The organism is Litorivita sp. NS0012-18, assembly GCF_040371945.1.
Taxonomy (GTDB): domain Bacteria; phylum Pseudomonadota; class Alphaproteobacteria; order Rhodobacterales; family Rhodobacteraceae; genus Litorivita.
Genome location: NZ_BAABWS010000006.1, coordinates 1 through 26,811, shown reverse-complemented (window position 1 = coordinate 26,811; position 26,811 = coordinate 1). Strand labels below are relative to the sequence as shown.

Annotated in this window: 21 protein-coding genes; 15 read left to right on the top strand and 6 right to left on the bottom strand. The window is 59.3% G+C overall.

The window, feature by feature from the left end; genetic code table 11:
• Nucleotides 1-10: 10 nt before the first annotated feature.
• Nucleotides 11-1,045, top strand: coding sequence for a Gfo/Idh/MocA family protein (locus ABWV64_RS15295; RefSeq protein WP_353346831.1), 1,035 nt, complete (start codon nt 11-13; stop codon nt 1,043-1,045).
• Nucleotides 1,042-2,295, top strand: coding sequence for a glycosyltransferase (locus ABWV64_RS15290; protein ID WP_353346829.1), 1,254 nt, complete (start codon nt 1,042-1,044; stop codon nt 2,293-2,295). The genes ABWV64_RS15295 and ABWV64_RS15290 overlap by 4 nt, the downstream gene beginning before the upstream one ends.
• Nucleotides 2,296-2,329: 34 nt before the next feature.
• On the opposite strand, the gene ABWV64_RS15285 is transcribed toward ABWV64_RS15290, so the two are convergent.
• From ABWV64_RS15285 to ABWV64_RS15275, 3 genes are all read right to left on the bottom strand, one after another.
• Nucleotides 2,330-3,442, bottom strand: coding sequence for an acyltransferase family protein (locus tag ABWV64_RS15285; protein WP_353346827.1), 1,113 nt, complete (start codon nt 3,440-3,442; stop codon nt 2,330-2,332).
• A 256-nt stretch (nt 3,443-3,698) separates the two neighbouring features.
• On the bottom strand, nt 3,699-4,730 hold the full coding sequence (locus ABWV64_RS15280) for a ParB/RepB/Spo0J family partition protein (RefSeq protein ID WP_353346825.1): 1,032 nt from the start codon (nt 4,728-4,730) through the stop codon (nt 3,699-3,701).
• Between the two features lie 144 nt (nt 4,731-4,874).
• Nucleotides 4,875-6,275 carry an AAA family ATPase gene (locus ABWV64_RS15275; RefSeq protein WP_353346823.1) on the bottom strand — a complete coding sequence of 467 codons (1,401 nt, stop codon included), beginning with the start codon at nt 6,273-6,275 and terminating at the stop codon, nt 4,875-4,877.
• A gap of 585 nt (nt 6,276-6,860) precedes the next feature.
• Between ABWV64_RS15275 and ABWV64_RS15270 the strand changes: the two genes are divergently transcribed.
• Complete coding sequence (locus tag ABWV64_RS15270) at nt 6,861-7,865, top strand: replication initiator protein A (protein WP_353346821.1); 1,005 nt, start codon at nt 6,861-6,863, stop codon at nt 7,863-7,865.
• An 8-nt stretch (nt 7,866-7,873) separates the two neighbouring features.
• Here the strand turns inward: ABWV64_RS15270 and ABWV64_RS15265 are convergent, their stop codons facing one another.
• Entirely contained in the window at nt 7,874-8,938 is a 1,065-nt protein-coding gene (locus tag ABWV64_RS15265) for an acyltransferase family protein (protein ID WP_353346819.1), read from the bottom strand.
• 298 nt (nt 8,939-9,236) lie between these two features.
• Here ABWV64_RS15265 and xrtD point away from each other — a divergent pair, with 298 nt between their 5' ends.
• Complete coding sequence (xrtD, locus tag ABWV64_RS15260; RefSeq protein WP_353346817.1) at nt 9,237-10,793, top strand: VPLPA-CTERM-specific exosortase XrtD; 1,557 nt, start codon at nt 9,237-9,239, stop codon at nt 10,791-10,793.
• Between the two features lie 28 nt (nt 10,794-10,821).
• Nucleotides 10,822-11,784: a sulfotransferase family protein gene (locus ABWV64_RS15255; protein ID WP_353346815.1), complete on the top strand. Its 963-nt coding sequence runs from the start codon at nt 10,822-10,824 to the stop codon at nt 11,782-11,784.
• Between the two features lie 54 nt (nt 11,785-11,838).
• Here the strand turns inward: ABWV64_RS15255 and ABWV64_RS15250 are convergent, their stop codons facing one another.
• Nucleotides 11,839-13,236 carry a mannose-1-phosphate guanylyltransferase/mannose-6-phosphate isomerase gene (locus ABWV64_RS15250; RefSeq protein ID WP_353346813.1) on the bottom strand — a complete coding sequence of 466 codons (1,398 nt, stop codon included), beginning with the start codon at nt 13,234-13,236 and terminating at the stop codon, nt 11,839-11,841.
• 290 nt (nt 13,237-13,526) lie between these two features.
• On the opposite strand from ABWV64_RS15250, the gene ABWV64_RS15245 reads away from it, so the two are divergent.
• From ABWV64_RS15245 to ABWV64_RS15220, 6 genes are all read left to right on the top strand, one after another.
• Nucleotides 13,527-14,279, top strand: a complete 753-nt coding sequence (locus ABWV64_RS15245; protein ID WP_353346811.1) for a WecB/TagA/CpsF family glycosyltransferase — start codon at nt 13,527-13,529, stop codon at nt 14,277-14,279.
• Nucleotides 14,276-15,130 carry a hypothetical protein gene (locus ABWV64_RS15240; protein ID WP_353346809.1) on the top strand — a complete coding sequence of 285 codons (855 nt, stop codon included), beginning with the start codon at nt 14,276-14,278 and terminating at the stop codon, nt 15,128-15,130. Before ABWV64_RS15245 ends, ABWV64_RS15240 begins: the two co-directional genes overlap by 4 nt.
• Nucleotides 15,120-15,968, top strand: a complete 849-nt coding sequence (locus ABWV64_RS15235; RefSeq protein WP_353346807.1) for a glycosyltransferase family 2 protein — start codon at nt 15,120-15,122, stop codon at nt 15,966-15,968. The genes ABWV64_RS15240 and ABWV64_RS15235 overlap by 11 nt, the downstream gene beginning before the upstream one ends.
• A 34-nt stretch (nt 15,969-16,002) precedes the next feature.
• Nucleotides 16,003-16,980: a sulfotransferase family protein gene (locus ABWV64_RS15230; protein ID WP_353346805.1), complete on the top strand. Its 978-nt coding sequence runs from the start codon at nt 16,003-16,005 to the stop codon at nt 16,978-16,980.
• 8 nt (nt 16,981-16,988) lie between these two features.
• Entirely contained in the window at nt 16,989-18,059 is a 1,071-nt protein-coding gene (locus ABWV64_RS15225; protein WP_353346803.1) for a glycosyltransferase family 4 protein, read from the top strand.
• Nucleotides 18,060-18,360: 301 nt separating this feature from the next.
• Nucleotides 18,361-21,060, top strand: a complete 2,700-nt coding sequence (locus ABWV64_RS15220) for a calcium-binding protein (protein ID WP_353346801.1) — start codon at nt 18,361-18,363, stop codon at nt 21,058-21,060.
• On the opposite strand, the gene ABWV64_RS15215 is transcribed toward ABWV64_RS15220, so the two are convergent.
• Nucleotides 21,014-22,369, bottom strand: coding sequence for an O-antigen ligase family protein (locus tag ABWV64_RS15215; RefSeq protein ID WP_353346799.1), 1,356 nt, complete (start codon nt 22,367-22,369; stop codon nt 21,014-21,016). The genes ABWV64_RS15220 and ABWV64_RS15215 overlap by 47 nt on opposite strands.
• Nucleotides 22,370-22,833: 464 nt before the next feature.
• Here ABWV64_RS15215 and ABWV64_RS15210 point away from each other — a divergent pair, with 464 nt between their 5' ends.
• From ABWV64_RS15210 to ABWV64_RS15195, 4 genes are read left to right on the top strand one after another with little or no spacing between them, the layout of a single operon-like run.
• Entirely contained in the window at nt 22,834-23,832 is a 999-nt protein-coding gene (locus ABWV64_RS15210) for a glycosyltransferase family 2 protein (RefSeq protein ID WP_353346797.1), read from the top strand.
• Entirely contained in the window at nt 23,829-24,677 is an 849-nt protein-coding gene (locus ABWV64_RS15205; protein WP_353346795.1) for a sulfotransferase family protein, read from the top strand. Before ABWV64_RS15210 ends, ABWV64_RS15205 begins: the two co-directional genes overlap by 4 nt.
• A 27-nt stretch (nt 24,678-24,704) precedes the next feature.
• Nucleotides 24,705-25,679, top strand: a complete 975-nt coding sequence (locus ABWV64_RS15200) for a sulfotransferase family protein (RefSeq protein ID WP_353346793.1) — start codon at nt 24,705-24,707, stop codon at nt 25,677-25,679.
• A complete protein-coding gene (locus ABWV64_RS15195) occupies nt 25,672-26,649 on the top strand; it encodes a glycosyltransferase family 2 protein (RefSeq protein ID WP_353346791.1) in 978 nt (325 codons plus the stop codon). The genes ABWV64_RS15200 and ABWV64_RS15195 overlap by 8 nt, the downstream gene beginning before the upstream one ends.
• Nucleotides 26,650-26,811: the final 162 nt, after the last annotated feature.

The window sequence follows — 26,811 nt, the reverse complement described above, 5'->3', positions numbered from 1 at the left end:
AAGACCGCCCATGACCAAGACCCCCATCGGTATCATTGGCACCGGACGGATGGCCGCCACGATGACCCGCGCGCTGCAGACCAGTGCAGAGTTCGCGCCTGCTGCGGTGCTCTCCGGCGCCCTGCCCCGCGCCACGGCATTCGCGCAGGCCCTAGATTGCGGTCAAGCATTTGATAAAGAAGAAGAGTTTTTATCTTCGAAGATCAAAGCCGTCTATATCGCCAATGCCAACGGCCAGCACGCCGCATTGGCCCGCGCGGCGCTCATGGCAGGGCTGCCGGTCTTGGTCGAAAAACCGCTGACCACCACGGCAACACAGACCGAAGCCCTATGCGCCCTCGCGGCCGAACGCGGCGTGACCTTGATGGAAAACATTTGGACCCTCGCCCTGCCCGCCTATCGCGCCCTGAAGAGCAATCTCGGGCCCGCGGCGGGGACGCAGCGGATGACATTTGATTTCTCGATGCCCGTCGCCCCCGCCGCCATGCCCGGCCTGTTTGATCCGGAAACGGGCGGTGCGATCCTCGATCGCGCGATCTATGGCTTGGCCTATGCGCAAGATCTCTTCGGCCGCGTCGCCGATGTCCAAACCAACCTGCGCCGCGGCGACAAGAGCGTCGATCTGGGCGCGACCTTATTGCTGACCCATGAGAGCGGCGCGCGTAGCATGATCACCGTGGCGCTTGATATGGGCGGGGCGAATAGCCTATCCGTCTCGAACGGCGGGCGGCACCTGTGCCTGGGCAGCGCCTTGGGCGGTGAGCACCTCCAGATCAGAGACTATTTCAGCCCAACATCGCCCCCCGCTGATGGGATTTACGCGGAAGGGAGGCTGGCCAAACTCAAAGCCATGCCCGCCCTGCGCCGCCTCAAAGCCCGCCTTGGCCACGGTATGGGTGCCTATCACGGTTTCGGGGCCAATATGTATCACCCCATCCTCACCGCCTTTGCACAGGCCCTGCCAAGCGGCGGTCAAAGCCCCTTGGTGCCGCATGATCTGTCAATCGCAGTGGCCCGTTTGATCACGGAGGCGCGCAAGGGATGACCACCACATCAACCGGCGCATCAACCGCCACGCCACCGCTCAAAATCGGCTATCTTTTGAACGCCTATCCGATGACCAGCACCACCTTCATCCGCCGCGAAATCCATGCGCTGGAGGCGCAGGGCCATGATGTGACGCGCTATGCGATCCGGCCATGGGACACCGCCTTGGTCGATCCGCAAGACATCGAAGAACAGGCCCGCACCCAGTATCTTTTGTCAGGGCGCACCAAGGCTTTGCTGGCGGATTTCTTTCGCGAAGCCGCCGCCAACCCGCGCGGCCTTCTTTCAGCGATCAAAGCATGGGGCCGGTTGGTCGGCAACGCCCGCGGCGGCGTCATCCGCCACGCCGCCTATCTCCTAGAGGCCATCTCGCTCAAGCGCGCCGCAAAACGCGATGGCATTGCCCATATCCACGCGCATTTTTCCACCAATTCGGCGGCAGTCGCCCTATTGGCCCATCGCCTCGGCGGGCCAGAGTTCAGCTTTATGGTCCACGGGCCCGATGAGCTGATCGATTGGGGCCCTGCCTCCTTGAAGTTCAAAACCCGCGAGGCGCGGTTTGTCGCCGCCATCTCGCATTTTTGCCGCACACAGGTGGCTTTGGCGGCGGGGTATGATCAATGGGACAAGATCCGCATTGTCCATTGCGGCATTGATATGGGCGAATTCCCCGCATCCACCGCCCCCTTTGGCCCCGATGCGCCCTTTGTCTGCGTCGGGCGGCTCTGCCCGCAAAAGGCACAGCTTTTGATCGTTGAAGCAGCGGCAAAAGTGGCTCTAACACACCCTGATATGCGTCTTGAGTTGATCGGTGATGGCGATATCCGCCCGCAAATCGAGGCGCTCATCGCGCAGCACGGCTTGCAAGAAAACGTCACGCTGTTGGGATGGAAAACCAATGCCGAGGTGCGCGCACATCTGGGCGCGGCACGCGCGCTTTTGCTGCCCAGCTTTGCCGAAGGCTTGCCGGTGGTGATCATGGAGGCACTGGCGCTCGGCCGCCCTGCGATCTCGACCTATATCGCCGGGATCCCCGAATTGGTCGACGGCAATGTCGGCTGGATCATCCCCGCCGGATCGGTGGACGACATCGCACAGGCCATGCGCGCCGCGATGGATGCCGCCCCCGAGACCCTCACCAAGATGGGAGCCGAGGGGCGCGCCCGCGTGATGGCGCATCATGATGCCGGTGCCAATGCCGCGCTTTTGGCCGAGCATATCCATGCGGCCATCACCTCGAAAACTTAGGGGAATTCATACGCTGTTTCGGCGCGAAATCGCGCTAGGACAGTAAGGAATAGCCTTTGCCGTGCTGGTAAGCATTCCCCCCTCGCGCCGGAGGCGATGCTTTGGCGGGTATACGCACCCCGAAGAGCGCCAGCCCCGCAATCCGCGACAGGCCCATCGGCGCGGCAAGGGCCCCCCATTGCACCACAACCGGCCCGATCAATCCCGCAGACAGCGCCAGACTCCAGATCAGAGCCACGTCCATATCGGGCCAAATCCGCAACAAAACGATGCGCGTGCCTGCGGTGAAAAACACATGGAACAGGTAGATCGCATAGGAGGCACGGCCCAAACGGGCCATCAACGCCGAGCGTGGCCGCAACAGCATCAACCCGCCGCAGGCCGCCGCCCCCAAAACCAAGGTCATTGCCCGCCGCGCAGGCCCTGCAAGCGTCACCGCCTCCAAGGCGAGGAGCGCGCCCATCAACACAGCCAGAGCCAATATGCCACCGCCCAGCACCCGCCGCGTCGTGCCGCCGCCCAAAAGCGCCTTCAGGCCGCGCCCTGATCGCGCAAGAATAAAGCCGGCAAAGAAGAACGGGCCAATATAGAGTGCATTATTGACCGCAAAAATATTGACCTCGGCCCGCGCGCCCCAAAGCCACAAAAACACCGTCAGGCCAAGCAACGCCGCCCCAACGCGCAACTCGCTGTCGGTGGCCGGTCGCAGGGCAGAGGCCCTGTCTTGGGTCATGTAGATCGCGCCGATCAATACGGCCATCAAAACAAAGGTCGCTTGCAGATACCAAAAATGCGCATAGGGCAGAACCGCGATGTGCCAAAGCGGCCCCTGCGGCCCGACCGTCAGGCTGCGCAGCCACCAAAACAGCGCGCCCACCACCAACATCGGAACAAGCAACCGCCGCGCCTTACCGGCAAGCCGCGCCCCTGCCCCGCGCCCTGCGCCCGAGGCCACAAAAACAAAACCGGAAATGAAGCTGAACAGCGGCATGCGCATGTCGATAAAGGTTTGATTGAGGAGGCTTAGCCAATGCTCGGGCGGCAAATGCAGCCCCGCACCGGAATGGCTGCCGACCACATGGTATGACACCAAAGCAATGCACGCGATGGCCCGCAACGTATCAATATCGTCGCGCCGCGAAGACATGTCCGGACCTGTTGATACAACCAAACCTGATACACCCATCGGGCCTCCTTGCCCCGCGCTTCTTCCATAGAAGACTGATCAAGGGCTCCCCTTCAGGAAGGCCAGAATATGGTTAGCAAAGTGTTAATTAGACACGACACAAACGGCATTTGGCGAAAATGAGCCGTCAAATGCTGTCATATGGTCATATGCAAAAAATGAGGGCAGGGCGGTTTTGCCCTGCCCCATATTATAGGCCCAAATGTTACAAGACGATCTAGTGATTGCTCAAACGCGCAGCCAGCCAGTCACGCAAATCGGCCTCGAATGTCTCGGTCACGCCGGCCCCCGAAATCACCAAGCGCCCTTTGGAACGCTGGAGCTGAACACCTTGGGGCTCTGCGGGTTTTGGCGCCGCATCAACCTTGTTTCGCGGTGAAACAGTCTCTGTTTTGGGCGCATGGGCATCAATGGCCCGCTCGAGCACGGAGATCTCATCGGCGGCACTGGCGGGCGGGGTTTTGCGCAGCCGGTCACGCAAACGCGCAGCAAATTCCTTATCGGCTTCAAGCGCCTTCACCAATGCAAGGCCAAGCCGTTCGGGAATAGCCGAGGCAAAATGCAGCCGATCATCGAGCGCATCATGCAGGCGCAAGAAACTGCCGATTTTCGAGCGTTTGGCACGGCTGGCGCTGGCAAACAGCCCCGAGAGCGCCGCAGAGGTATCTGCAAAGACGCCTTCGGAAGCCGCACGCGCGACGATGCGTGCCCGCTCGTAATAGCTCAGCCCGACGCGGATTTCGTTTTCCTCGACCATGGCGCGGTAGGCGTCCGATGCAGTCTCTGGACGCCGTAATAGAGCCTGAATCGTGCCAAAACGGGCAGGGTCCTCGCGGCTCAATTCGCGCAGCGCGCTCAGCCGCCGCCAGCCGGAAATCAACCCGAAGCGCCCACCGTCCAGCTCCACCACTTCGATCGGGGTCTGCTGGCCGCGCGCGCGCAGGCTCTCCATCAAGGCGGTCATCTCGGAGGCCTCCACCGCGATGCGGTCGCGCACGAGATATCCCTCGTCCACCGTATCAAGGGGCAGGCTTTGCACCAAACGCCCCTCGTCGCGGGCGCGGCGCACATCATCGGCAAGCTCTCGCAAGGCCGCCTCGCTGGCGGCTTGTCCGGCCACATGGGCGATGGGCGGGGTGGCGGCGGGGGCGTGACGGGCCACACCGAGCGGGAAGCCCGATTTGGTCTCCGGCGCGGCGCCCTCAGGGGCAGCGGCGCGGGCAGGGGTCAATCGTTTACGCTTGGCCATCGGGGCCTCCTTTCACCATCTGGGCTCAGCACACAGGGTTGCGCAAAACCGTAAATGTTTCGCACGCGAAACGCGCGGCACTTAAGGCATTGAAAAAATTGATTTTTTTGAGGCGTCCGGCGGAATAGCCATCAGCGAAACAGATCATTGCGCCGCCTCCATGCCCTTGTTTTCCTGTGCCAAAGCCAATTCGTCGCGCCGCCAAATTCCGAGCAAAAGCTCTTTGAAGCTGGCATAGGTCTGGTCGAATGTGGCGCGCCCGCGGGCATAGGTCTCGCGGTTGAAATCGCGGTAATCGGCCTCATAGATGCCGTTCACGCTCTCGCCCGCCTGTCCGATCAGCGCGGTGAAATCCTGACGGTGCGGGGCCAGACGGCGGCCCATATAGGCCTGGATCAATCCGGCCATCTCGGCCTGTTGCGCGCCGTCATAGCGGGTGATCACCGCGCGCACCGCATCCCATTCAAAGGCCAGCTCCTCGCGCCCCAAGGCCCGCGCGGCGATGTTTTCGCCCTCCTCGATGGAGGCGAATGTCGAATGCAGCATGTCAAAAAACCGCCCCGTCGAGTCGAATTCAAGGAAAGAGGCGCCCAGCGGCACCAAAAGGATATCGGCCGCGGCCAGCCCGTTGATCGTCAGATAGCCGAGGGCAGGGGGGGTATCGAGGAAAATCAGGTCATAGTCGTCCAGCACCCCATCGGCCTCCAGAGCCTCCGACAGCGCATCCCACAGCTTCCAGCCGCGCGATTGCATGCGCCAGACGGGGATCTGGAATTCGGACCAATAGAGATTTAGCTGTGCGCCAATGAGATCGATGTTGGGCCAATGGGTCGGGCGGATCACGTCGCGGGCGGTTTTGCCAAGCGCCTCGGTCAATGTATCGTCCATCGGCACCGGTGCCTCGCCGCGATCGACGCGGCGTTGGTTGTCGGCCTGCAGGTGCTGCGCATAATGGCGCGCCAGCAGCGGGAAAACCGTCGACCATTCATCCTCGATCTGCCCGCCGAAAATCGAGGTCATCGAGCCTTGGCTGTCCAGATCGACCATCAGCACCTTATAGCCGTCCAGAGCGGCGCTCATGGCCAGATGGGCGCAGGTCGAGGTCTTGCCCACCCCGCCCTTGAAATTCGCCACGGCGACGATTTTCGCGGGCAGGTCCTTGGGCCGGTAGGGGGCGTAGTTTTTCGCCTTGGACCCTTCGGCGGCGAAATGCGCGCGCAGGCGCAAGACCTCCTCGAAGGTGAACCATTTGGCGCCGCCCTCGGTCTCGCTGGCGCCTTGGGGCAGATCGGGGTTCTGGCGCAGAACGCGGCGGAAATGCGCAGGCGCCACGGGCAGGATGTATTTGGTGATCTCCCAAGTGGAGAAAAGCCGCAGCTTGCGGCTGCCGTCCTCGGAGAGCCCGCGCGAGGCCAGATCATCACGTCCGGCGCGGCAGGCCTCGGCCACTTCGGCAAAGCCGTCGGTGCCCTCTGGCGGGGTCAGATCCTCAAGCGCCAGATCCGGCGAGAGGTTGAAATAGGGGGGAAGGCTGTCGCTGCTCATATCGCGCCTCTTATCCTCAGATGTAACCTGTTTTCGCCAATGTACCACGAAACGCGTTACATGCAACGATTACCGGAACAAACCGGTTTTTTCTAAGCAAATACGGGAGGGATTCGGGCAGGCGATTCCATTTTGGCAGGGAAATCGCCGTGATTTTCGCGCCTGAGCCTTGTGGATTAATAGGCTTTTGCGATTTTTTATCCAAGTTATTTATATGTTATTGGATAGTTACGGGCGAAAACGCTTTTGGATTTTCGATTTAAGGCCTTGTTTTGACTTCTTTTTTTTAGGCGATTTTGAAAAGGGGCGACTCTGATCCCACGATAGGGCGACTCTGAAACCACGCAGGGGCGACTCCGATCCCCCGAAAGCAAAGGCTGGACGCACAGGCGCCGCGCCCTTAGCGTGGGTGTCAATGAAACACCGAAGCCGCATGTGCGGCGGGTGAAGGTTTCTAAATCGAGTTGAGCACAGGTATCGCTTTGACCGGCGCAAGATCGGCGGGCGATAAAATGGACAGGCTATGATGACATTGGCAGGATCCTTGCGGGATCGATGCGTCGCCTCATTCGGGGCAGCGGCGCTATGAGCGCGGCGGCGGGTGATATGGGCGCCTTGCCTGCGGGCGATTTGTTTGTTTGCGATTTCACCGCAGCGATGCCCAAACATGATCTGGCGGCGATGGAGCATCCTTTGTTCTCGCTCTCGACGCGCCCCGACAAACGCATCTTGCATTACGAACACAATGGCGCCGAGATCACCGTCACCCCTTCGGTCAAGGGACGCGCCACGATCTTTGACGCCGATATCTTGATCTTTTGCATCAGCCAGCTTGTGGCGGCGATGAATGCAGGGCGGGCGACGGCGCGCTCGATGACCTTGACGGCGCATGATCTGCTCAAGGCGACGGGGCGCGAGACCTCGGGCGATGGCTACCGGCGGCTGCGCGAGGCCTTCGAGCGTCTCGCCGGCACCCGCATCACCACCAATATCGTCACCGGCGAGAGCGAGACCACCACCGGCTTTGGCTTGATCGAGAGCTGGCAGATCGTGCGGCGCACGCGGGCGGGGCGGATGGTGTCGGTTTCGGTGACGCTGTCCGAATGGCTCTATCGCGCGGTCTTGTCGAAATCGGTCCTGACCTTGAGCAAGGACTATTTCAGCTTGCGCAAGCCTTTGGAGCGGCGGCTGTACGAGTTGGCGCGCAAACATTGCGGACGCCAGCCCGAATGGCGCGTCTCGGTGGAAACGCTGCTCAAGAAATCCGGATCGGCCAGCCCGCGCCGCGTCTTTCGCGCCATGCTGCGCGAGGTGATCAAACGCGGCGGATTGCCCGATTATGCCATGTATGAGGAGGCGGGCGATATCATCCGCTTTGCTCCCCATAGCGAGGCGGCTTTGGTCGAGTTGCCCCAAGCCGCGCCCCTGTCCGACGAGACCCGCGCGCGCGGGCGCGCCATCGCAGAGCCGGGTGCGGATATCTATGCGCTGGAGGCGGAATGGCGCGCCTATTGGGCCCGTTCGGGACGCCCGCATCTGCGCTCGGCCGAGGCGGCATTTTTGGGGTGGCTCAAAAAACGCAAGGTCTGAGGCAGGGGTTATTGCGTCCGGCTTTGGGCGCTACGGGCCTTGAGCCGTCGCCGTGCCCATGCGTGATAGGGGCGCTCCAGATAATGGCTGAGTGCCATGCTGACCCCAAGCGCAGCAGCGAGCATGGCCCACATCGCGGCGCTCGACGACAGCAGATCAAAGCCAAATGCCATATCGGCGGCGCGGATCAGCACGGAAAACAACAACAGATGCCCCAGATACAGCAGGTATGAGGCATCCCCCGCCAACAACACCGAGGCGGGTTGGCGCCCTTTGAGACCCGTTAGCCCGTAGACGATGAAAGCGGCGGGTATGCCGGCGACGATCTCGCGGCTCGCAGTGAGGCCCAAGAGCGTGCCGCTCATCAGATAGTAAATGAACAGCCCCACGCCGAGCAGCAGGGCAGGCAGGCGCAGCGGCGCGCGCCCCGCCAAAACCGCCATGGCGATCAAGATGCCGAACAAAAACTCCAACACTGCGGAATGCAGCAAAAATGCCAAGGGGCGCGGATCAAACATGTCTTGCACCCGCAGGGCAATCGACAATCCCACCCAAATCCCCATGGCCGTCAGCAATCCCGCGCGGCCAAAGCGGAAATAGCTCATGGCAAATATGCCGTAGAAGACCAATTCCATCGCCAGCGTCCAGGCGATGACGATCACATGATCAGGATAGGGCAGAATGAAAACCGAAATCAGCAGGGTTTGCAGATCGGGCAGTTTGGAGGCATCCCCCAGAACTTGCGCCAGCACCACGGCCAATCCGATATAACAGGCCAGCACCGCCCAATAGGGCGGCACAATCCGGTAGAAGCGTGCGGCGAGAAACTGCCGCGCGGTCAGATCGGGTTTTTGCGCCGCGGTGAAATAGATGATGAAACCGCTCAGTACGAAGAACAGATCCACACCGGATTCGCCATGTTCAAACAGGTTGAACACGCCCGTATAGCCGCCATTCAACACCGCCGAGGCATTGAGGTGAAACGCCGCCACCAAAAGCGCCGCCACGGCGCGCAGCATTTGCAGGCTCTCGATTTTGCCACTGGGTTTGTCACTATGAGGTGCGTTTTGCATGGGCGGCCTTGTCTCAACGGGAGGGAGGAGAAGTTCCAACTTTCCAGAACGGCGCGCGGCGCGCCACGGTTTTCGGGCGCTTTGGGCACGGGAAGTCAAATTTTGGGCGAATATGTCACCATCGCCCCCGAGGCGATCACTTTGTCTTGGGGCCGCTGGCGAGACGCGTGTAAATCCTTTATACAGACGCATAAACGCCCAAGAGCTGCCGCCTTTTTGCGGTGATGTTAGCCCAGATTTTATAAACCGGAATTGCCTCATGTCCCTCGCAAGCGATAATCTCCCCCCAACACATGCTTTGTCACGCTATGTGGGGCCGTTTTGGCTCTTGATGGCTGTGATCGCGGCGGCGGTGTTTTTCCAAGAGGGGCTAAACGCACTTTTGGCGGCGTGGCAATTGCCCGAATATAGCCACGGACCGCTTATTCCGGTCTTGTCCGGCCTGTTGTTCTTGCGCCAGTTGAAAACCGAACCCGTCCACCTTGGCGCGCAAAACGACCGCTGGCCGGGATTGCTTTTGCTCGGTGTGGCGCTGGCCTTTGGCGCTTTGGGAAAATTGGCCCAGATCGACGATATCACCGCCTATGCCACCATTCTTTGGGTTGGGGCGGTGCTGTTGATTTCCTTTGGCTGGCAACAGGGTAAACATTTTTGGCCACCGGTTTTGCACCTTGTCTACATGCTGCCCTTGCCCGGCGTGCTGTACTACAAGCTTTCGACATTTTTGCAGGCGGTCTCGTCGGAGCTTGGCGTGTGGTTCTTGCATGTATTGGGTGTGACGGTCTTCCTTGAAGGCAATATCATCGATCTGGGCGTCTATAAGTTGCATGTGGCCGAAGCCTGCTCCGGCCTGCGCTATCTCTTCCCGATCCTGTCGTTTTCCTACATCTTTGCCGTCCTCTATAAGGGGCCGATGTGGCACAAAGCGGTGCTGTTGATTTCTGCGGCGCCGATCACCGTGTTCATGAATTCGGTGCGCATCGCGCTGGCCGGTGTCATTGTCGAACGCTGGGGCCCCGAACATGTCGAAGGGTTTTCGCATTTCTTCGAGGGCTGGGTGATTTTCATGGCCTGCGTGGTGATCTTGTTCTTGCTGGCGTGGTTGATGCTCTTCATCCATCCTGACAAACCCAGCCTGCCCGATGCATTGGATTTGGACACCGATGGGTTGGTGACGCAAATGGCGCGGCTGCGCTTGGTCCAACCGTCGCGCGCGCTGATCCTTGGCACCTTGATGGTGACCGCTGCGGCGGCGGTATGGTATATGCGCCCCGCCGTCGAGACCGTCCAACCGTCGCGTGAACCCTTTGCCCTTTTCCCGCGGCAAATGGGAGAGTGGAAAGCCGGACCGCCCAAACCCCCCCTGAGCGCAGCGGTTGAACAGGTTCTGGGCGCGGATGACTATCATTCGATTGACTTCTTTAGCTCAAAAGAGGCCGCGAAGGTCGAGTTCTTCTCTGCCTTCTATAAGGACCAAACCAAAGGCGGCACCCATTCCCCCGAAATCTGCCTGCCTTCGGCCGGTTGGGAAATCGCATGGCTCGAGCGGGTCGATATCGCCCCCGAGGTCGGGTTTGACGCCCCCTATATGATCAACCGCGCGGTGATCCAAAAAAGCACCAACCGGATGTTGGCCTACTACTGGTTCGAACAACACGGCCGCCACGTCGCATGGGATTTTGCCGCGAAATTCTACCTGCTTTATGACGGGATCACGATGGGGCGCACCGATGGGGCGCTGGTCCGGTTGATCACGCCGATCGCGCGCGGCGAAACCGAAGAAGAGGCCGAAGCGCGGCTCCAGAAGATGTTCAAAGAAACGGTGCAAGTGTTGCCGCGGTTTGTGCCCAATTGAGCCACGATAGAGACGAAAGACCAAAGCCATGAGCACGACCGATCACGGGCTAGAGACATTTGACGGGGTGTTTGTATGCGGCGCGATGCGCTCTGGCACGACGATGTTTCGCCTGATGTTGGACACCCACGGGCAGATCGCCAATCCTGGCGAGGTGGATTTCCTGTTCGATTTTCTGCGCCCTGATCCGTCTCATCCGACGGGGTGGCGTTATGATCTGGGCGGGCTGCGGGTCGACCGGATTTTCCGCTCCAAACAGTTGCAGATCCCCCAAGGCACTGAGGGCCTCGATTTGCTTGCTGATTTTCTGACCCAGTTTCAGGCCCGCACGCCGGATAAAATCCTCAGCTTCAATCTGCATCACAATCTGGCCCGCGCGGCGCGGGTTTTGCCTGCCGCAAAGATGATCCATATGCTGCGTGATCCGCGCGATGTGGCGCGCTCTTCGGTGCCGATGGGATGGGCGGCGCGGCCGTATTACGGGATCGATCACTGGATCGCGACAGAGACAAGCTGGCAGCAGGCCGAGGCACTGGCCGATCCGGCGCGGGTGCATACCCTGCGCTACGAGACCCTGTTTCGCGATATGGACCGCGAATTGAAATCTGTCTGCGGCTTCATCGGTGTGGATTATAATCCGGCGATGTTGACCTATCACGAGCGCAGCAGCTACGCGCCGCCCGATCCCAAATTGGTCGAGCAATGGCGTCATAAATGCTCTGATTACGATATCGCCTTGGTCGAGGGGAAAGCGGGCGATTTGATGCGCGCCTGCGGCTATGCGCCTACGGGCGCGGGCCATGTGCCACGCGGGGTTGAGGCGCTGAAATTGAAGGTCGAGCAAAAGCTCTACCTGTGGCGATTCGGGATGAAACGCTATGGCGGCGCATTGTTCTGGAGCGAAAAGCTCAGCCGTCTGTTCAAGCTGCGCGCGGCAAACACGCGGATCCGGTTGCGGATGAACGACATCCATCAGGCGCAATTGAAATAGGCGCATGACCGTGGCGCGGGCCGAAACCTTGGGCGGCTCCGGCCCCAAGAGCCCCTAGCTGCGGTTATAGATATCCTCGTAGCGTTCGATGTCATCCTCGCCGAAATAGCTGCCGGTTTGCACCTCGATCAGATACATCGGCACTTTTCCGGGGTTGGCCATCCGGTGTTTGGTGCCCAGCGGGATATAGACCGACTGGTTCTCGCTCACCAATTTGACCTCTTCGCCCAAGGTCACCTCGGCGGTGCCTGCCACCACGATCCAATGCTCCGAGCGGTGCACATGCGATTGCAGCGATAGAATACCGCCCGGTTTGACCATGATCCGTTTCACTTGGAACCGTGTGTCGAGGCACAGCGTCTCATACCATCCCCAAGGCCGGTGATAGCGCGGATATTCATCGGCCTGTTTGACGCCTTCGGCGCGCAGGGCCTCGACGGCTTTTTTCACGTCCTGCACGCGGTCCTTGGCGGCGATGAGCACCGCATCGCGGGTGGCCACGGCGACGATATTCTCAAGCCCGACGCCGACCATATGGATATTGCCCTCATCCGAGCGCAGATAGCTGTCGCGGCTGTCGATCACCGTGACGGCGCCGTGGGTGGTCACATCCTTGTCCGGATCACACAGCGCATCCCACGATCCCAGATCGTTCCAGCCGCAGACCATCGGCACGGCGGCGACATGTTCGGCCTTTTCCATCACCGCATAATCGAATGAAATCGCCCGCGCCTCGCCCCATGGGGCAGGGTCCAAACGGAAAAATCCCAAATCCTCGCCGCCGCCGGCAATCGCGGCGCGGCAGGGCGCGACCAGATCGGGCGCGTGCAATTCGAAGGCGGCGATCAAATCAGAGACTGTTGCAAGGAACAGACCCGCATTCCACAGATGCCGCCCCGAGGCGACAAAGCTTTCGGCCGTCACCGCATCGGGCTTTTCGCGAAAACTGTCGAGGGGCCGCGCGCCAGTGCCGCCCGCTTGCGACAATTCCAGATAGCCATAGCCGGTTTCGGGGCGGGTGGGCGGAATGCCGAAGGTGACCAATGTGCCGCCATGGGCGGCCTTGGCCCCCTCGGCCACGGCGGTCAAAAAGGCATCGACATCGCTGATGACGTGATCCGACGGCGCGATCAAAATCTGTGCATCAGGGGTGTCCTCGCACAAAAGCGCCGCCGTCAAAACCGCAGCAGCGGTGTCGCGCGGGCTGGGCTCGATCACCACGCGGGCATCCATCAGCCCCACTTCGGCGGCCTGATCCATGGCGATGAAGCGAAATTCATCGCCCGTCAAAACCAAAGGCGCGGCAAAGCTTTTGGCGGCAAAGCGGCGCAGGGTTGATTGGAACAGGCTCTCGTCCGAGACCAGTGGCAAAAATTGCTTGGGGTAGGATTTGCGTGACAGCGGCCACAGGCGGGTGCCCGAGCCGCCACAAAGAATGGCGGGAATGATCATTTAATAGGTCCTGCGTGTCAAAAACGTCTGGGAGCGATGCTCTTCGAACAAAAAGGTTTTTACGTGGCGAGTAAAGCGGTTCTATCTGTGAATATGGACTGTCCCGCCGCAGCGCCGCAATTGCAGGGTTTTTGCCACAGCCGCCCCGTGGTATCGCAAGCCCGCCGGTTCGAGCGGTTTTGTTTTAGACTTAAAGTCACTAGACTTTTTTACCACGGGCCCTTTGATACGGGCTTTTTATATGCCCCTTTTAGACGTGCTTTTGACGTAGACTATCGGAAATGACCCCCATGCAGGCGACAGCCTCTCAAGACCCCACCGCCAAGGCCAGCACGCTCTTTATGGGGGTCGAGTTCACGGTGGATACCCCCGCCGATTGGCGTGCGCGGATTTTGTCCTTCGGGCGCGGTGCATTTGCCTATGTGGTCACGCCAAATGTGGATCATGTGGTGCAGCTCAATAAAAACCCTGAATTGCGCGGCATCTATACCGGCGCCGATTGGTTGATGTGCGACAGCCGGATTTTGAACCGTCTGGCACGGATGAGCGGCTTGGATTTGCTGCCCTATCCGGGGTCGGACCTGACCCGTGATCTATTGGAAGACGCGGATGCGCGCGGCAAAGAGATTGCGGTGATCGGTCCCGATGATGCGGCCTTTGCCGATCTGGCCGCGCTTTATCCCGACTTGGCGCTGCGCCATATTACCGCGCCGATGATGACGCGCGGCAGCGCCGCATGGCAGGCAACCTTAGAGGCCGCCGAGGCCACCCGTTTCGATATTTTGCTGATCTGCATTTCCTTTCCCAAGCAAGAATATTTTGCCGCCGATCTCAAATCGCGCGGGACGGCGCGCGGCATTGCATTGTGTGTCGGGGCCAGCGTTGATTTTCTCACCAATCGCCAAAACCGTGCGCCGCAGGTCATGCGCGACAACGGGCTCGAATGGCTGCACCGTTTGGCCAGCAACCCGCGCCGGATGTTTCGCCGTTACCTGATCGACGGGCCGCGAATTTTCTGGCTCTATCTGAAGCAAAAACCATGAGCGAAGCGGAGATGATGCCACAGCGGATCGACCTGTCAGACCATCCGGTGCACAGCGCCCCGCCCGTCGGCGCGCCCTATGTTTTGGGCCGTTGGCACAAGGATCGTGTCTCGCTCAGGGGCTATCTGCGCGAGGCGCAGATTTTCGTCAAAAGCCGCGGCAAGACCCATGACCCCAAACGCTTCATCATCCTCGGGCGGCCACGGTCCGGCACCACGCTTTTGGTGCAATTGCTCAATCAGGTGGCCGGTGTCGATTGCCGCGGTGAAGAGTTGCATTACGCGATGTGCAACCCTTCGGGGTTTTTGCTCAATATGGCCCGCAGTCGCAGCGCCGATGTCGCAGTTTACGGCACCAAGATCATCACCTATCAAATGTTCGAAGTGCAAAGGCTGCGCGACCAGCACGCCTTTCTGTCCCGTCTCGCCGACAGCGGTTTTCGCTTCATCCATATGCGCCGCAATACTTTTGATCAGTGTCTATCGCTGAGTGTCGCGCAGCAGACCCAGACCTATCATTTGCAAAAGGGCAGTGCGGCAAAGACCCTCGATATTGCGGTTGAACCTGCGATCATGGAGGCGCAATTGCGGTGGAATTTGGCGATGCTCGACTATGAGGACCAGCTTCTTGCACCTTTCGCGCCGCTGACCTTGAATTATAGCACCGCCTTCTCGGGCACCGAAATGCATCAACCCAGCATCGATCGCATTTGCGATTGGCTTGGCCATGCGCGCGCTCCGGTCAAGGCGGCGCTCAAACGCACCTCGGCGCGCACTAATATCACCAACCGCGCCGCATTAGAGACGCTTGCGCAAGATTTGGGCATGGGGAGCGCGCTGCATGACGGATAGCCCCCTTGCCGTGATCATCCCCGCCAATAATGAAGCGGGCTATATCACGCCTTGCCTTGAGGCGCTCTTGGCGCAGGTCAGCTGCCCGCCGATGGTTGTCGTGGTGTCCGCCAATGCCTGCACCGATGCGACCGTGCCCCAGACGCAGGCACAGACCGCGCGTTTTGCCGCCCTCGGCCACACGCTTATATGCATCGACAGCCTTGAGGGTGGAAAAACCGCCGCATTGGATCGTGCCGAGGCGGTGCTTGTCGAGATGGGGCAGGGCGCCGCGCCGCGCGTCTATCTGGATGCCGATGTGATTTGCGACACAGATTTGTTAGGGCAAGTGGCGCGGGCCTTGGCCGCCGATGCGCCGCTTTATGCAACCGGCCGTCTATGTGTTGCGCCCGCGCAAAGCCGCTTTACCCGTCTTTATGCGCGTTTTTGGCAAAGCCTGCCCTTTGTCAAAGGCGGCGCGGTGGGGGCGGGGTTCTTTGCGGTGAACGCTTTGGGCCGCGCCCGTTGGGGCGGTTTTCCACGTATCATTTCGGATGATACATTCGTGCGGCTGAACTTCGCGCCCCATGAGCGCATCGAAGTGCCTGCGCGCTATCACTGGCCGATGATCGAAGGCTTTGCCGCGTTGACCCGCGTGCGGCGGCGTCAGGATGCGGGCGTTGCCGAATTGGCCGCGCTTTATCCGGAGCTGATGGGGAATGAGGCCAAAGCGCCCCTGACCCGCACGCATCTGCTGCACCTTGCCGCGCGTATGCCCTTTGGGTTTGCGGCTTATATGTCGGTGCATCTGGCGGTGCGGCTCAAACCGGCAGGCAAGGATTGGAGCCGTGGCCGATGATGTGCCTGACACCTCGCACCCTAAGGATGTGCCTATGACCTTGACCGACCCGCTTTTCGCCCGAACCCGCATCAGCACGCCGCAAACCGACAATGCGCCGGTGATTGTGGTGGGCTTGCCGCGCTCTGGTTCGTCCTTCTTGAGCCATGTTTTGTCGCAGATCGGCGATTGGTATGTGTTTGACGATCTTTATATCCAAGACAAAGCCTATGAGATCGGCCTGTCTGATCATCAAACCCCGAGCGCCGAACAGTTAGAGACATTGCTGCATTTCATGGGGTGGCAAATTCGCGCGCGGTTGCGCCACACCACCTATGCCATCCCGAAGATGCGCGAAGATGAGGTGGATGCGATGAACGACGCGTTGCGCGCCTGCTTTTCAGGGCAAGACTACACTTGGCTTGAATTGCAAAAAGAATGGATGATGCGGCTCGCCGCGCGGTCAGGGTCGGCGCAATGGGGCTATAAATTGCCCAAAGCCTTTCGCAACCTGCCCGCTTTGCGCGCGGCCTATCCAGACGCCCGTATCGTCTATTTGCTGCGCCAACCCCATGAGGTGCTGCGTTCGTATAAATTCATCCCCGAAACCTCCGAAGACGGCCATCCGGGGCGGTATCATCCGCTGTTCTATGCGCTCTATTGGCGCGTGGCGGCCAAAAGCTATCGCACCGAAGCGGCGAAAGGGGCAGGCGACGTGACATTGGTGCGGTTCCACGACCTGACCCGTGACAGCCAAGAGACGGCCAAAGGATTGGCGGCGTTTTTGGGTGAGGATTTGGACAGCGAGATCACCAAACCCGAGCGGCCCAATTCCTCCTTCTCCGATCAGGGACCCAAACAGGATCTGACGGGATTGGAATATTGGCTGATCAACCGGCTTTGCAATGCGCAGATCGACGCGCTCGGGTTCGAGCGGCGCCGCAAACCGGTGCGGATTGGGGATTTCGTCGATATCCTGCGCGTCACGGGGCGGTTCATCATGTTCAAAATCCGAAACCGGAAGAAAATATAGAGCGGCGCATGAAAATCACCTTTATCCTGCCCTATGCGGGTTTGTCGGGCGGTATTCGTGTGGCGGCGGTTTATGCCTCTATGTTGGCGCAGCGTGGCCATGAGGTGCGCGTGATCTCGCGCCCGCCGCGCAAAGCGCCGATCAGGCGGCGTATCAAAGACGCCTTTCGCGGGCGTAGACAAAAGACATTGCCCGCCACGCCGCTTTTGCAGCCCTTGGGCGCGCATCATAAAATACTGGAACGTTTTCGTCCGGTCACGGCGGAGGATGTGGAGGACGGCGATGTGGTGATTGCCACATGGTGGGACACTGCCGAAGCGGTTGCCGCCTTGCCCGCATCAAAGGGGCGCAAATATTATCTTTTGCAAGACTACGAGAATTTCGCCCATCTGCCGCAAAATCGCGTCGCGCAGAGCTATGGTTTGGGGCTCAACATGCTGGCGGTCTCTGAGTATATCCAAGACGAGATACAGCGCCATCACGGAGTAAAATCCATTCGCCTGCTGCCCAACGGGGTGGACACGGCGCAATTCACAGCCCCACAGCGGGCCAAGGCCGCCTCATTGACGGTGGGGTTTCTCTATCAACATGCGCCGCGCAAGAACCTTGGCCTGGCGCTGGAGGCGCTGATCCAAGCGCGCCGCGTGATCCCGAACCTGCGGGTGATTGCCTTTGGACGCCATCCGTTGAAACCGGATATGCCGCAAGTCGAAGGCATGGAATACGAGATCGCGCCGCCGCAAGACCGCATCCCGCAGATTTACGCCAGCTGTGACGCGTGGCTCTTTACCAGCAGCCATGAAGGCTTCGGCTTGCCGATCCTTGAAGCCATGGCCTGCCGCACGCCGGTTCTGGCCACACCCGCAGGGGCCGCGCCGCAGATCATCCGCGAGGGCGAGAACGGGCATCTGTTGCCCTTCGAGGCCGGGGCTTTTGTGGAGAGGCTGACACAGATGCAGGCCATGTCAGCGCCACAATGGCAACAGATGTCCCAATCTGCCTACGAGACTGCGCAAGCGTGGAATTGGCAGCGGGCCTGTGATCGCTTGGAGCATATTTTGATCACTGACCTGACCTAGGGGAGCCGTGATTGACCCGTGGCCACAGGCATTGCGGCGGATTTCGGCAATATTTTGCGCACTGGGGAAACAGAGGGCTTCAGAATGCACTATTGTTGGAGTATCCGGCCTTGCTTTGAGTATATTTGGACCGAATGAGCACGTTTTTGCCTCATATAAGGCCTAGGAATTCCGCATTTTTAAAGGATTTTGCTTCGTGAAGAATAACCGATTTTTTGTGCAGGGCCTGAAGCCACCGATAGCGAGATTGCTTCGCTTTACATGGCTCCTTGTTTTTTCCTGCATTATGGAGATGCCAATTATGACGACGCAAGCCACGGCCGCCACAGGCAACGACAATCCAACTCTCGCTTATAACCTCGTAGGGATTTCCAGCTGGAACAGCGCGGAGCCTTTCTTGGACCTGATGAAGACCATGCGCGATTGGAATGGTGGCGTCACGGGTGATTGGAGCGCGACCATCCGCCATGCGGATTTGGCAGAAAGCGGTGTGTTCGACGACGACGGTTGGCCGACGGAAATTCCTGACGGGCTCTATGTTCAAACCGTATTTTCTTGGAGCCCCAGCAGCAATGCCGACCCACTTCTCGCCGAGCAGCGCAGCGGCACCTATGTACTCGACTATGAAGGCACCGGCACGATTGAGTTGACCGGCAATGCGACGATCTTGTCTCAAGAAGACGGTAAGATCATTTTCCGCAATGACACAGGCGGGACCTTCTCGGTCAAGATCACAGAGACGGACCCTGAAGGCACGGGTGATTATATCCGCGATATTTCTGTCGTGCCGCAAGAATATTACGACCTCTACGAGGCCGGTGCGACATTCAACCCGCAATGGATCAATATCATCGACGATGCCCGCGAGATCCGATTCATGAATTGGATGGAGACCAACAATTCCGATGTGATGACATGGGATGATATGCCGACAGCCGATGATCGCGGTTTTTCCAATATGGCCTCGATCGAGGATATGGTGGCGCTGGCCAACCAGATCGGCGCCGATCCGTGGTTCAACATGCCGCATCTGGCCGATGATGATTTCATCCGCCAGTTCGCGACCTATGTGCGTGACAACCTCGACCCCGATCTGACCATCAAGATCGAATATTCCAATGAGGTTTGGAACCCCGCCTTCCAGCAATTCCACTGGCTTAAAAACCAGAGCATCGAAGAATGGGGCCAAGGCGCCAGCATCGAATATTACACCAAAATGGCGGTGAATATGGCTCAGATCTGGGCCGAGGTCTTTGGCGACGAAGCCGAAGCACGGATCGTCAATGTTTTGGCACCGCGCGGCAATGAATGGAATATTGAGCGGGCCTTGACCGCGCCTACATGGGCTGAGAACGAGCCCGATGCTTGGGTTGATCCGACCACCGTCTTTGATGCGATTGCTGTGGCCGACTATTTCGGCGGCAAGACCATCCGCGATGCGGATATGCGCAGCGAGCTTTTGCAGATGATCGCAGATCCGCAGGTTGACGCGACCCAATGGCTTCACGACAAGATGCTGGACCCTGATTACGCAGGGTCCATCGCAGCCAATGCGATCCAGTGGCAAGAGCAAAAAGCTCTGATCTCAAGCTATGGCATGGACATGATTGCCTATGAAGGCGGCCAGCACGTGCACCATAGTTTCTCTGTTCGCGATTTGACGGCAGAGCAATCCGCCGCTTTGACCGAATTCATGATCGATTTTGTACGCAGCGATGCGATGGGCGATCTGTACCAACATCTTTGGGAGGCATGGTCAGCAGCCTCTGATGGTCCAATGATGATCCTCACGGAGGCGGGTATCGCCAACAAATGGGGCTCTTGGGGCACTTATGCCAGCTTGCTGGACGAAAACCCGCGCGCCGAACTTCTCGAAGAGATGAACGCCGTGACCGAAGCATGGTGGGACGGCGCGGAAGCGGGCGAGCATTATCAACAAGGCATTTTGGTGCAAGGCACCGCCGAGAGCGAATTGATCATTGGCACGGCGCAAGAGGATTACCTCACCGGCGGCGGCGGCGATGATGTCTTTGTCGCGGGTGCGGGCGACGACGGCATGAATGGGGGCGACGGGTTTGATACCGTACGCCTTACCGGGTCGCAGAGTGATTATTCCCTCTCACATCAAGGCGACGGCTACTTGCTCGAAGGGATCGAAGGATCGGATTACCTCTTCAACATCGAAGCTTTGGAATTTGAAGATGGTAGCATTTGGGAAATCGAGAACGGCACCTTTGGTGTGGTAGATGCCCAAGAAGAGACCTCCAATGTCACAGGCGTGTCGAGCCGCGACACGGCCGCGCTCATGCCAATGCGCAACAAGCCCGTTGATATTCTGGCTCAGGAATTGATTGATGCCTCGGACGCAGAGTCCGCTGTGCATATCGCCAAAATCAACCCCTTCTCCAATTTGGGGCAGGCGCTTGGCGATGACGTAAACAACACCTATTTTGTGGCCGCGCGAGATGCGACAATCGAAGTGAATGGCGAGGACATCGGCATCTCTTACTGGTCCGTCAATATGGACCGCACAGATCGCAATGGTGACACAATCACTGGCGATGCACAGCAGACCGCAGAGCTTTTGGGTGATCTGGTGCAAGGCGCGACGACCATCTACGGATCGGAATATGACGATGCTATCTATCTGGCCGATCTGGGGGGCAGCGTCTATGCGGGCGGCGGAAGTGACAAACTCAACGGTGGTGTCGGCTCTGACATCCTATCGGGCGATGATGGCAACGACTGGATTGATGGCGGCGCGGGCGATGATGTGCTGATCGGCGGTCTGGGCAATGATACCTTCACCGTGGGTGACGGCAACGATGTGATCCTCGACTTCACCGCAGATGACCGCCTCCGCTTTGGCAATTTCTTTGCCGGCGAAGAGGATATTGCCGACTATGCGGTCGCCACAGATAAGGGGCTCGAATTTAGCAACGGCGATGACAGCTTCATGCTCGTGGGATTGGGGATGGACGATCTGGATTGGATTTTCTAATCCGCCGCGACGGACCACGGCGCGGGTCGGTCATACCCGAGCCCGCATCATTTGGTTCGATGCCGTGGTGAACTTGCCTGTTCTTCATATCTTGACGGAGCGCTCCATAGCGCCCCCATAGGGTGCCCGTGATCAACCATAAAGGCGGGACCAGAGAAGAGTTCGGGATCAAGTCGATCAATCCTGCGGCCAGAACAAGCATGAGACCGATATCATAGTTGCTAGGATTCAGTTGTGTGCGGCGCAGCATCAGACGGATCGGGATCAGACACAGCAAGCCGAACACGCATAAGTAACCGATCCAACCATGGTTGCCGAAGAAAATAATCCAAGTGCCGTCGGTGACAGAGAGGTCCTCTCCGGTCTCGGTGTCATAGACCCGTGCGCGTCCCCATGCCCCCCAGCCAGCTATTGGCTTTTGCATCGCGCGTTCCAGTAGCACGTTTTCCTGCTGAATTCGGAAATTCAAAGACTGGGCGCGCTCTGGGTTCACTTTTGCCGCCCACTCCACCAAAGCGGTGGTTGGCACAACATCGACCGCCCGCGCCATTGGATAAAACAACACCACGGCGCTGATGGTCGCCGCAAAGAGCAACTTCAGTCTTTGCGGCATCAAGAACACCGCGCCGAGCATCAAAACGGTGATGCCTGTTGCGCCAAGGTTCTTTGACACCAAAAGGGTGAGCAACAAGAACCCCGTCGCCAGCCCCCAGAGCATCCGCGCCCGCGATGTTTCTTCCAGCCGCATCAGCGAGGCCGCAGCCAGAACCGCAAAGCTCAGGTAAATTCCGACACGCAAGCCATGGGCCAAAAAAACGATGGGGCGAAACCCACCAGCGCGCAGGTGCTGACGCCAGCCATGCGGGAAAAATCCATAAAGCCATGTGTTGAGCTGCGGGGCCATCCGGACTTCGAAGAGCACAAGGCAGGCATAGGCAACGCCGGTCAACGCGAGCATCCGCAAAAGCGTTCGGCTCGCCTCGGGGCGGCGTAAGTATCGCCAGCCGATCCAAAACGGCAACAACATGATGACAAAATTCAACATCATCGCGGGCATGTCATAGGGCCGGATCGCAGGTAGCCGCAAAGGCCCGTAGGTCAATCCGCTACGGTTGGTCAGAAAGGTGATGATGGTACTGAACAGCAATATCCCAATGAGCAGATAGGCGAGTTTGTCGCTGGGCGTTTTTGCCATCAGCATGGAGCTTGGCGAGGTCACCGGGCGCGCATTGGGGGCGGCCTTGCGATGCGCGGTTTGTGCATTGCGTTGCTGCGCAGCCGCACGTGAGGGTGCGGCACGGCGGCCCAAAGGCGTTGTGTCTTCTTCTCTTTCGGCAACGACGCTCACATCCGCCGCGCCGCGCCGTATCGCCAAACGGCGTTCGGTTTTCATCTTGAGCGCGGCAAAGATCAGCGCACAGATCGCGGGCATGCTTTTTTTGTCGATTGTTGGCAGAACGGGCAGGTTCACGCCGGTTTTCTCGGGCAAAAATAGATAGCCGATCAGGACCGTTAGAACCGCCGCCTGCAACAAAGTGAAACGGCGAAACAGCAAGGCAGCGACCAGCGGGAACCCGAACAGGGCGATATATGCAATGGCATTAGGCATCAGGGGCTTATGAGTGACACTATTGGGTTTTATTAAAAGATACGCGTATCCCTCTCATAGCATTCCCAAACCGGATATGCGAAACTAAAGCCACATTTTTCGCCAAAGATATGCGCATTGCCCGCGCCGCGTGCTGTGACAGAATAGATAGATCAAAGCTGACCATGACCGAGGTTGAATACCCCCCCGCTGCGCCGCTGGATCTGGTGGTGTCGATCATCAATTTCCGCACCGCCCAAATGACCATCGATTGCGTGCAATCGGTGCTGGATGATATCGGCGATCTACGTGCGCATGTGGTGATTGTCGAAAACGGATCGGGCGATGGCTCTGATGTGGTTTTGGCCGATTGGCTGACCGCCGCACGCGCCGAAAAACCCGACATCGCCGTCAGCCTTGTTGTCTCGGCCGAGAACACCGGATTTTCCGGCGGTCATAATCAAGGCATAGGCGCGATGAAAGCGCGGTTCTATTTCGTGCTCAATTCCGACGCGGTGGTGCACAAGGGGTGCCTTGCGGCGCTTTTGGCCGATGCCGAGGCCCATCCCGAAACGGGTCTGTTTGCCGCCCGCCTCGAATATGACGATGGCACGCGGCAGATCAGCTGTTTTCGCTTTCCCACCCCCGGCTCTGAAATGATCCGCGGGGCGCAAAGCGGGCCGGTGACTCGGCTCCTCAAACGCTATGATATTCCGCTCGATATGCCCCCTGCGCAGGATCAAATCGAATGGGCCAGCTTTGCCGCGATCATGCTGCGCGGCGACATGATCGACGCGATCGGCGTGATGGACGAGGGCTATTTCCTGTATTTTGAGGACACCGAATATTGCCTGCGCGCGCGCCGCGCCGGATGGGGCACCCGTTACGTTGAAAGCGCACGTGCGATCCATTTTCGCGGCGGCAGCGCACCTGTTAAATCTTTGGCCAAAGCGCGCAAACGCCTGCCCGCTTATTACTACGCCTCGCGCACGCGGCTGATGTATCAATCCCACGGCCGCATTGGTCTCTTGGCTGCCAATCTCGCGTGGTATCTGGGCACGGGGGTGACCTATGTGCGGCTCTTGCTGACCCGCAAGGTCAACACTTTGCCCGTTGAACGCGAAATGCGCGATATCTGGACCAATTTCATGCATCCCCTTGGCGACAGGCGCGCCCCCAAATGAGTAAAGCCAACCCTGATTTCATCCTGATCGGTGCAATGAAATGCGGCACGACGACTTTGGCGGCGCAGCTTGGCGCACAAAGCGGCATCTTTATCACCACTCCAAAAGAGCCGAATTTCTTTTCCGACGATGCCATTTATGCGCGCGGTGTGGATTGGTATGGCGCGCTTTATAAGGGTGCGGGCGCCGGTGATTTGACCGGCGAGGCCAGCACGCATTACACCAAATTGCCCACCTACCCACAGACGATTGCGCGGCTGCAATCTGCGCGGATCGCACCGCGATTGATCTATATGATCCGCGACCCTCTGGACCGGCTGATCTCTCACTACATCCACGAATGGACCCAAGGCGTGATCTCTTGCCCGCTGGATGAAGCGCTCGAAAAGCATCCAGAGCTATGCGCTTACAGCCGTTATGGCGAACAGATCGCACCGTGGTGCGATGCCTTCGGTGCGCAAAATATCCTTGTGATGACGATGGAAGAAATGAAGCAAGATCCGCAACGTGTTTTGGACAAAGCCGCCGCGCATTTGGGGCAGGCGGGGCTGACATGGTGCGATGATTTGCAGCAGATGAATGTCTCGGCCGAACGCATCCGCCGCTTGCCGCTACACGGGGTGATTTTCGACAACCCGCTGGCCAGATGGCTGCGCCGCGCGCTGGTGCCGCAATCGGTGCGCGACCGTCTCAAAGCAGGGCGGCAAATGCAAAACCGCCCGAAATTGAGCCCCGAAGACCGCGCCCGCCTGACAGCCGGTTTTCGCGCCGATCAATCGCGCCTCAAGGCGCTGTTTCCAGACAATGACAGCCTCGATATGGCTTACAAGAAATTCGCGCCCTAGGCGCACCGGACGGAGCCGACACCCGATATGAGCACTGCCCCTCTTTGCGATTTCTTCATCATCGGTGCTGCTAAGGCTGGCACCACCAGCTTGCATGCGCGGTTGCAGGCGCATCCGGACCTGTTCCTGACCGAACCAAAAGAGCCGGAGTTTTTCGCCCGCGATGATCGTTATGATGCGGGGATCGACAGCTATGCCGCCCTATTTGACGACGCAAAGCCGGACCAATTGCGCGGCGACGCCTCGACGCTCTATAGCCTTGCGCCGCTGTTTCCCAAAACGGCCGAACGTATCAAGACCCACTGCCCCGAGGCCAAATTCATCTACATGCTGCGCGAGCCGGTGAAACGCAGCTATTCCTACTACGGGCAATTGGTCAAAAACCGCCAGAACGCCACCCAAGATTTCGAAGTCCGCCGCAGTTTCGAGGACTTCCTTTACGGTGATCGAGCGGCGCTATGCCCGCGCGATGATTTCTTTGCGCCTTTTGATACCCACTTTCCCGATGTGCCCGAGGTCCTCACAGCAGGCAGCCACTATTGCAGGCAAATCGACGCCTACTTCGCGCATTTCGCACCCGAAAAATTTCTGTTTCTGGCTTTTGAAGATTTCATCAAGGACCAAGACGCCGCCACGGCCAAAGTCCTTGAATTTCTTGGGGTGGATCCCGCCAAGATGCCGCGCCAAGAAGCAACATCGGTGAACCGCGCGGTCGATCACAATCGCACCGTTGCGCAATCTCGACAAGTGCGCGGCCTGATGCGCCGCCTTGGGCCGGTGGCCGCGCTGCGCCATCTGTTGCCGGACGGATTGCGGCAAAAACTGCGCAGGCGGGCCTTGGCGCGGATGCCGCAAGACACCGCCAATACCCATGTGCCGCCGCCGATGCACCCCCAGACCGCCGCGAAATTGGCCGCAGAGTTTTACGCCGATTTTGACCGGCTCGAAACCTTGACAGGGCTGGACCTGAAAACCGCATGGGGCAGGGGCGCCAATGGATAATTCCGCACATATTGCCGCCATTGCCATTGGCCGCAACGAAGGCGAACGCCTGCGTATCTGCCTTGCGTCTTTAGGGCAAGCGGCGCGGGTGATCTATGTGGACAGCGGATCAACCGATGGCTCGCCCGCCTTGGCGCGCGCGCTTGGCGCCGAAGTGGTGGATCTCGATATGAGCCAGCCGTTCACCGCTGCCCGTGCTCGCAACACCGGATTGGAGGCCCTGCGCGCCGCAGGCACGCGGCCCGAGTTTGTGACCTTCATCGACGGGGATTGTGAATTGCAGGCGGAGTTTGTGCCGCAGGCCATAGCCAAGATGCAAGCCGAGCCTCGCGCTGCCGTGGTCTGCGGGCGCCGCCGCGAGCGCCATCCTCAAGCCTCGGTCTATAACGCACAATGCGACCGTGAATGGGACACGCCCGTGGGCGAGGCGCTGGCTTGCGGCGGCGATGCCTTGATGCGGATGGCCGCGCTCGATGAGGTCGGCGGATATGATCCCAGCCTGATCGCGGGCGAGGAGCCGGAGATGTGTGTGCGGCTGCGCGCATGTGGTTGGAGCATTTGGCGCATTGATGCCGAGATGACGTTGCATGATGCGGCCATGACCACCTTCGGGCAATTTTGGAAACGCACGCGGCGGGCAGGTCATGCCTTTGCCGAGGGGGCCTATATGCACGGGGCCGCGCCCGAACACCATTTTGTGGCCGAAACCAAACGCGCGGCGGCATGGGGGTTGGCCTTGCCGGTGGTGAGTGTCTTGCTGCTTTTGGCGGCTCCGGCGTTGGGGGTCTTGGCACTGTTGCTTTATCCTGTGCAGATTGCCCGTCTGGCTCTGCGCGCGGGCGGGGATCGCGCCGCATGGCAGAATGCCGCGCTGCTGACTGTGGGCAAACTGGCCGAGGGCCAAGGCGTCGCCGAGTTCCACCTGCGTCGCCTTTTGGGCCGCCGCGCTGGCCTGATCGAATACAAGTGAGACCGTCATGAGCGCGCCAAAATCGCTCGGTCGCCGCGCGGCCACAGCAAGCGGCTGGAACCTGATCTGGGTGGTGGGGGAGAACGCGCTGCGGCTCGGATCGAACCTGATCATGACGCGGATTTTGCTGCCCGAAGCCTTTGCGATGATGATGATCGCAAT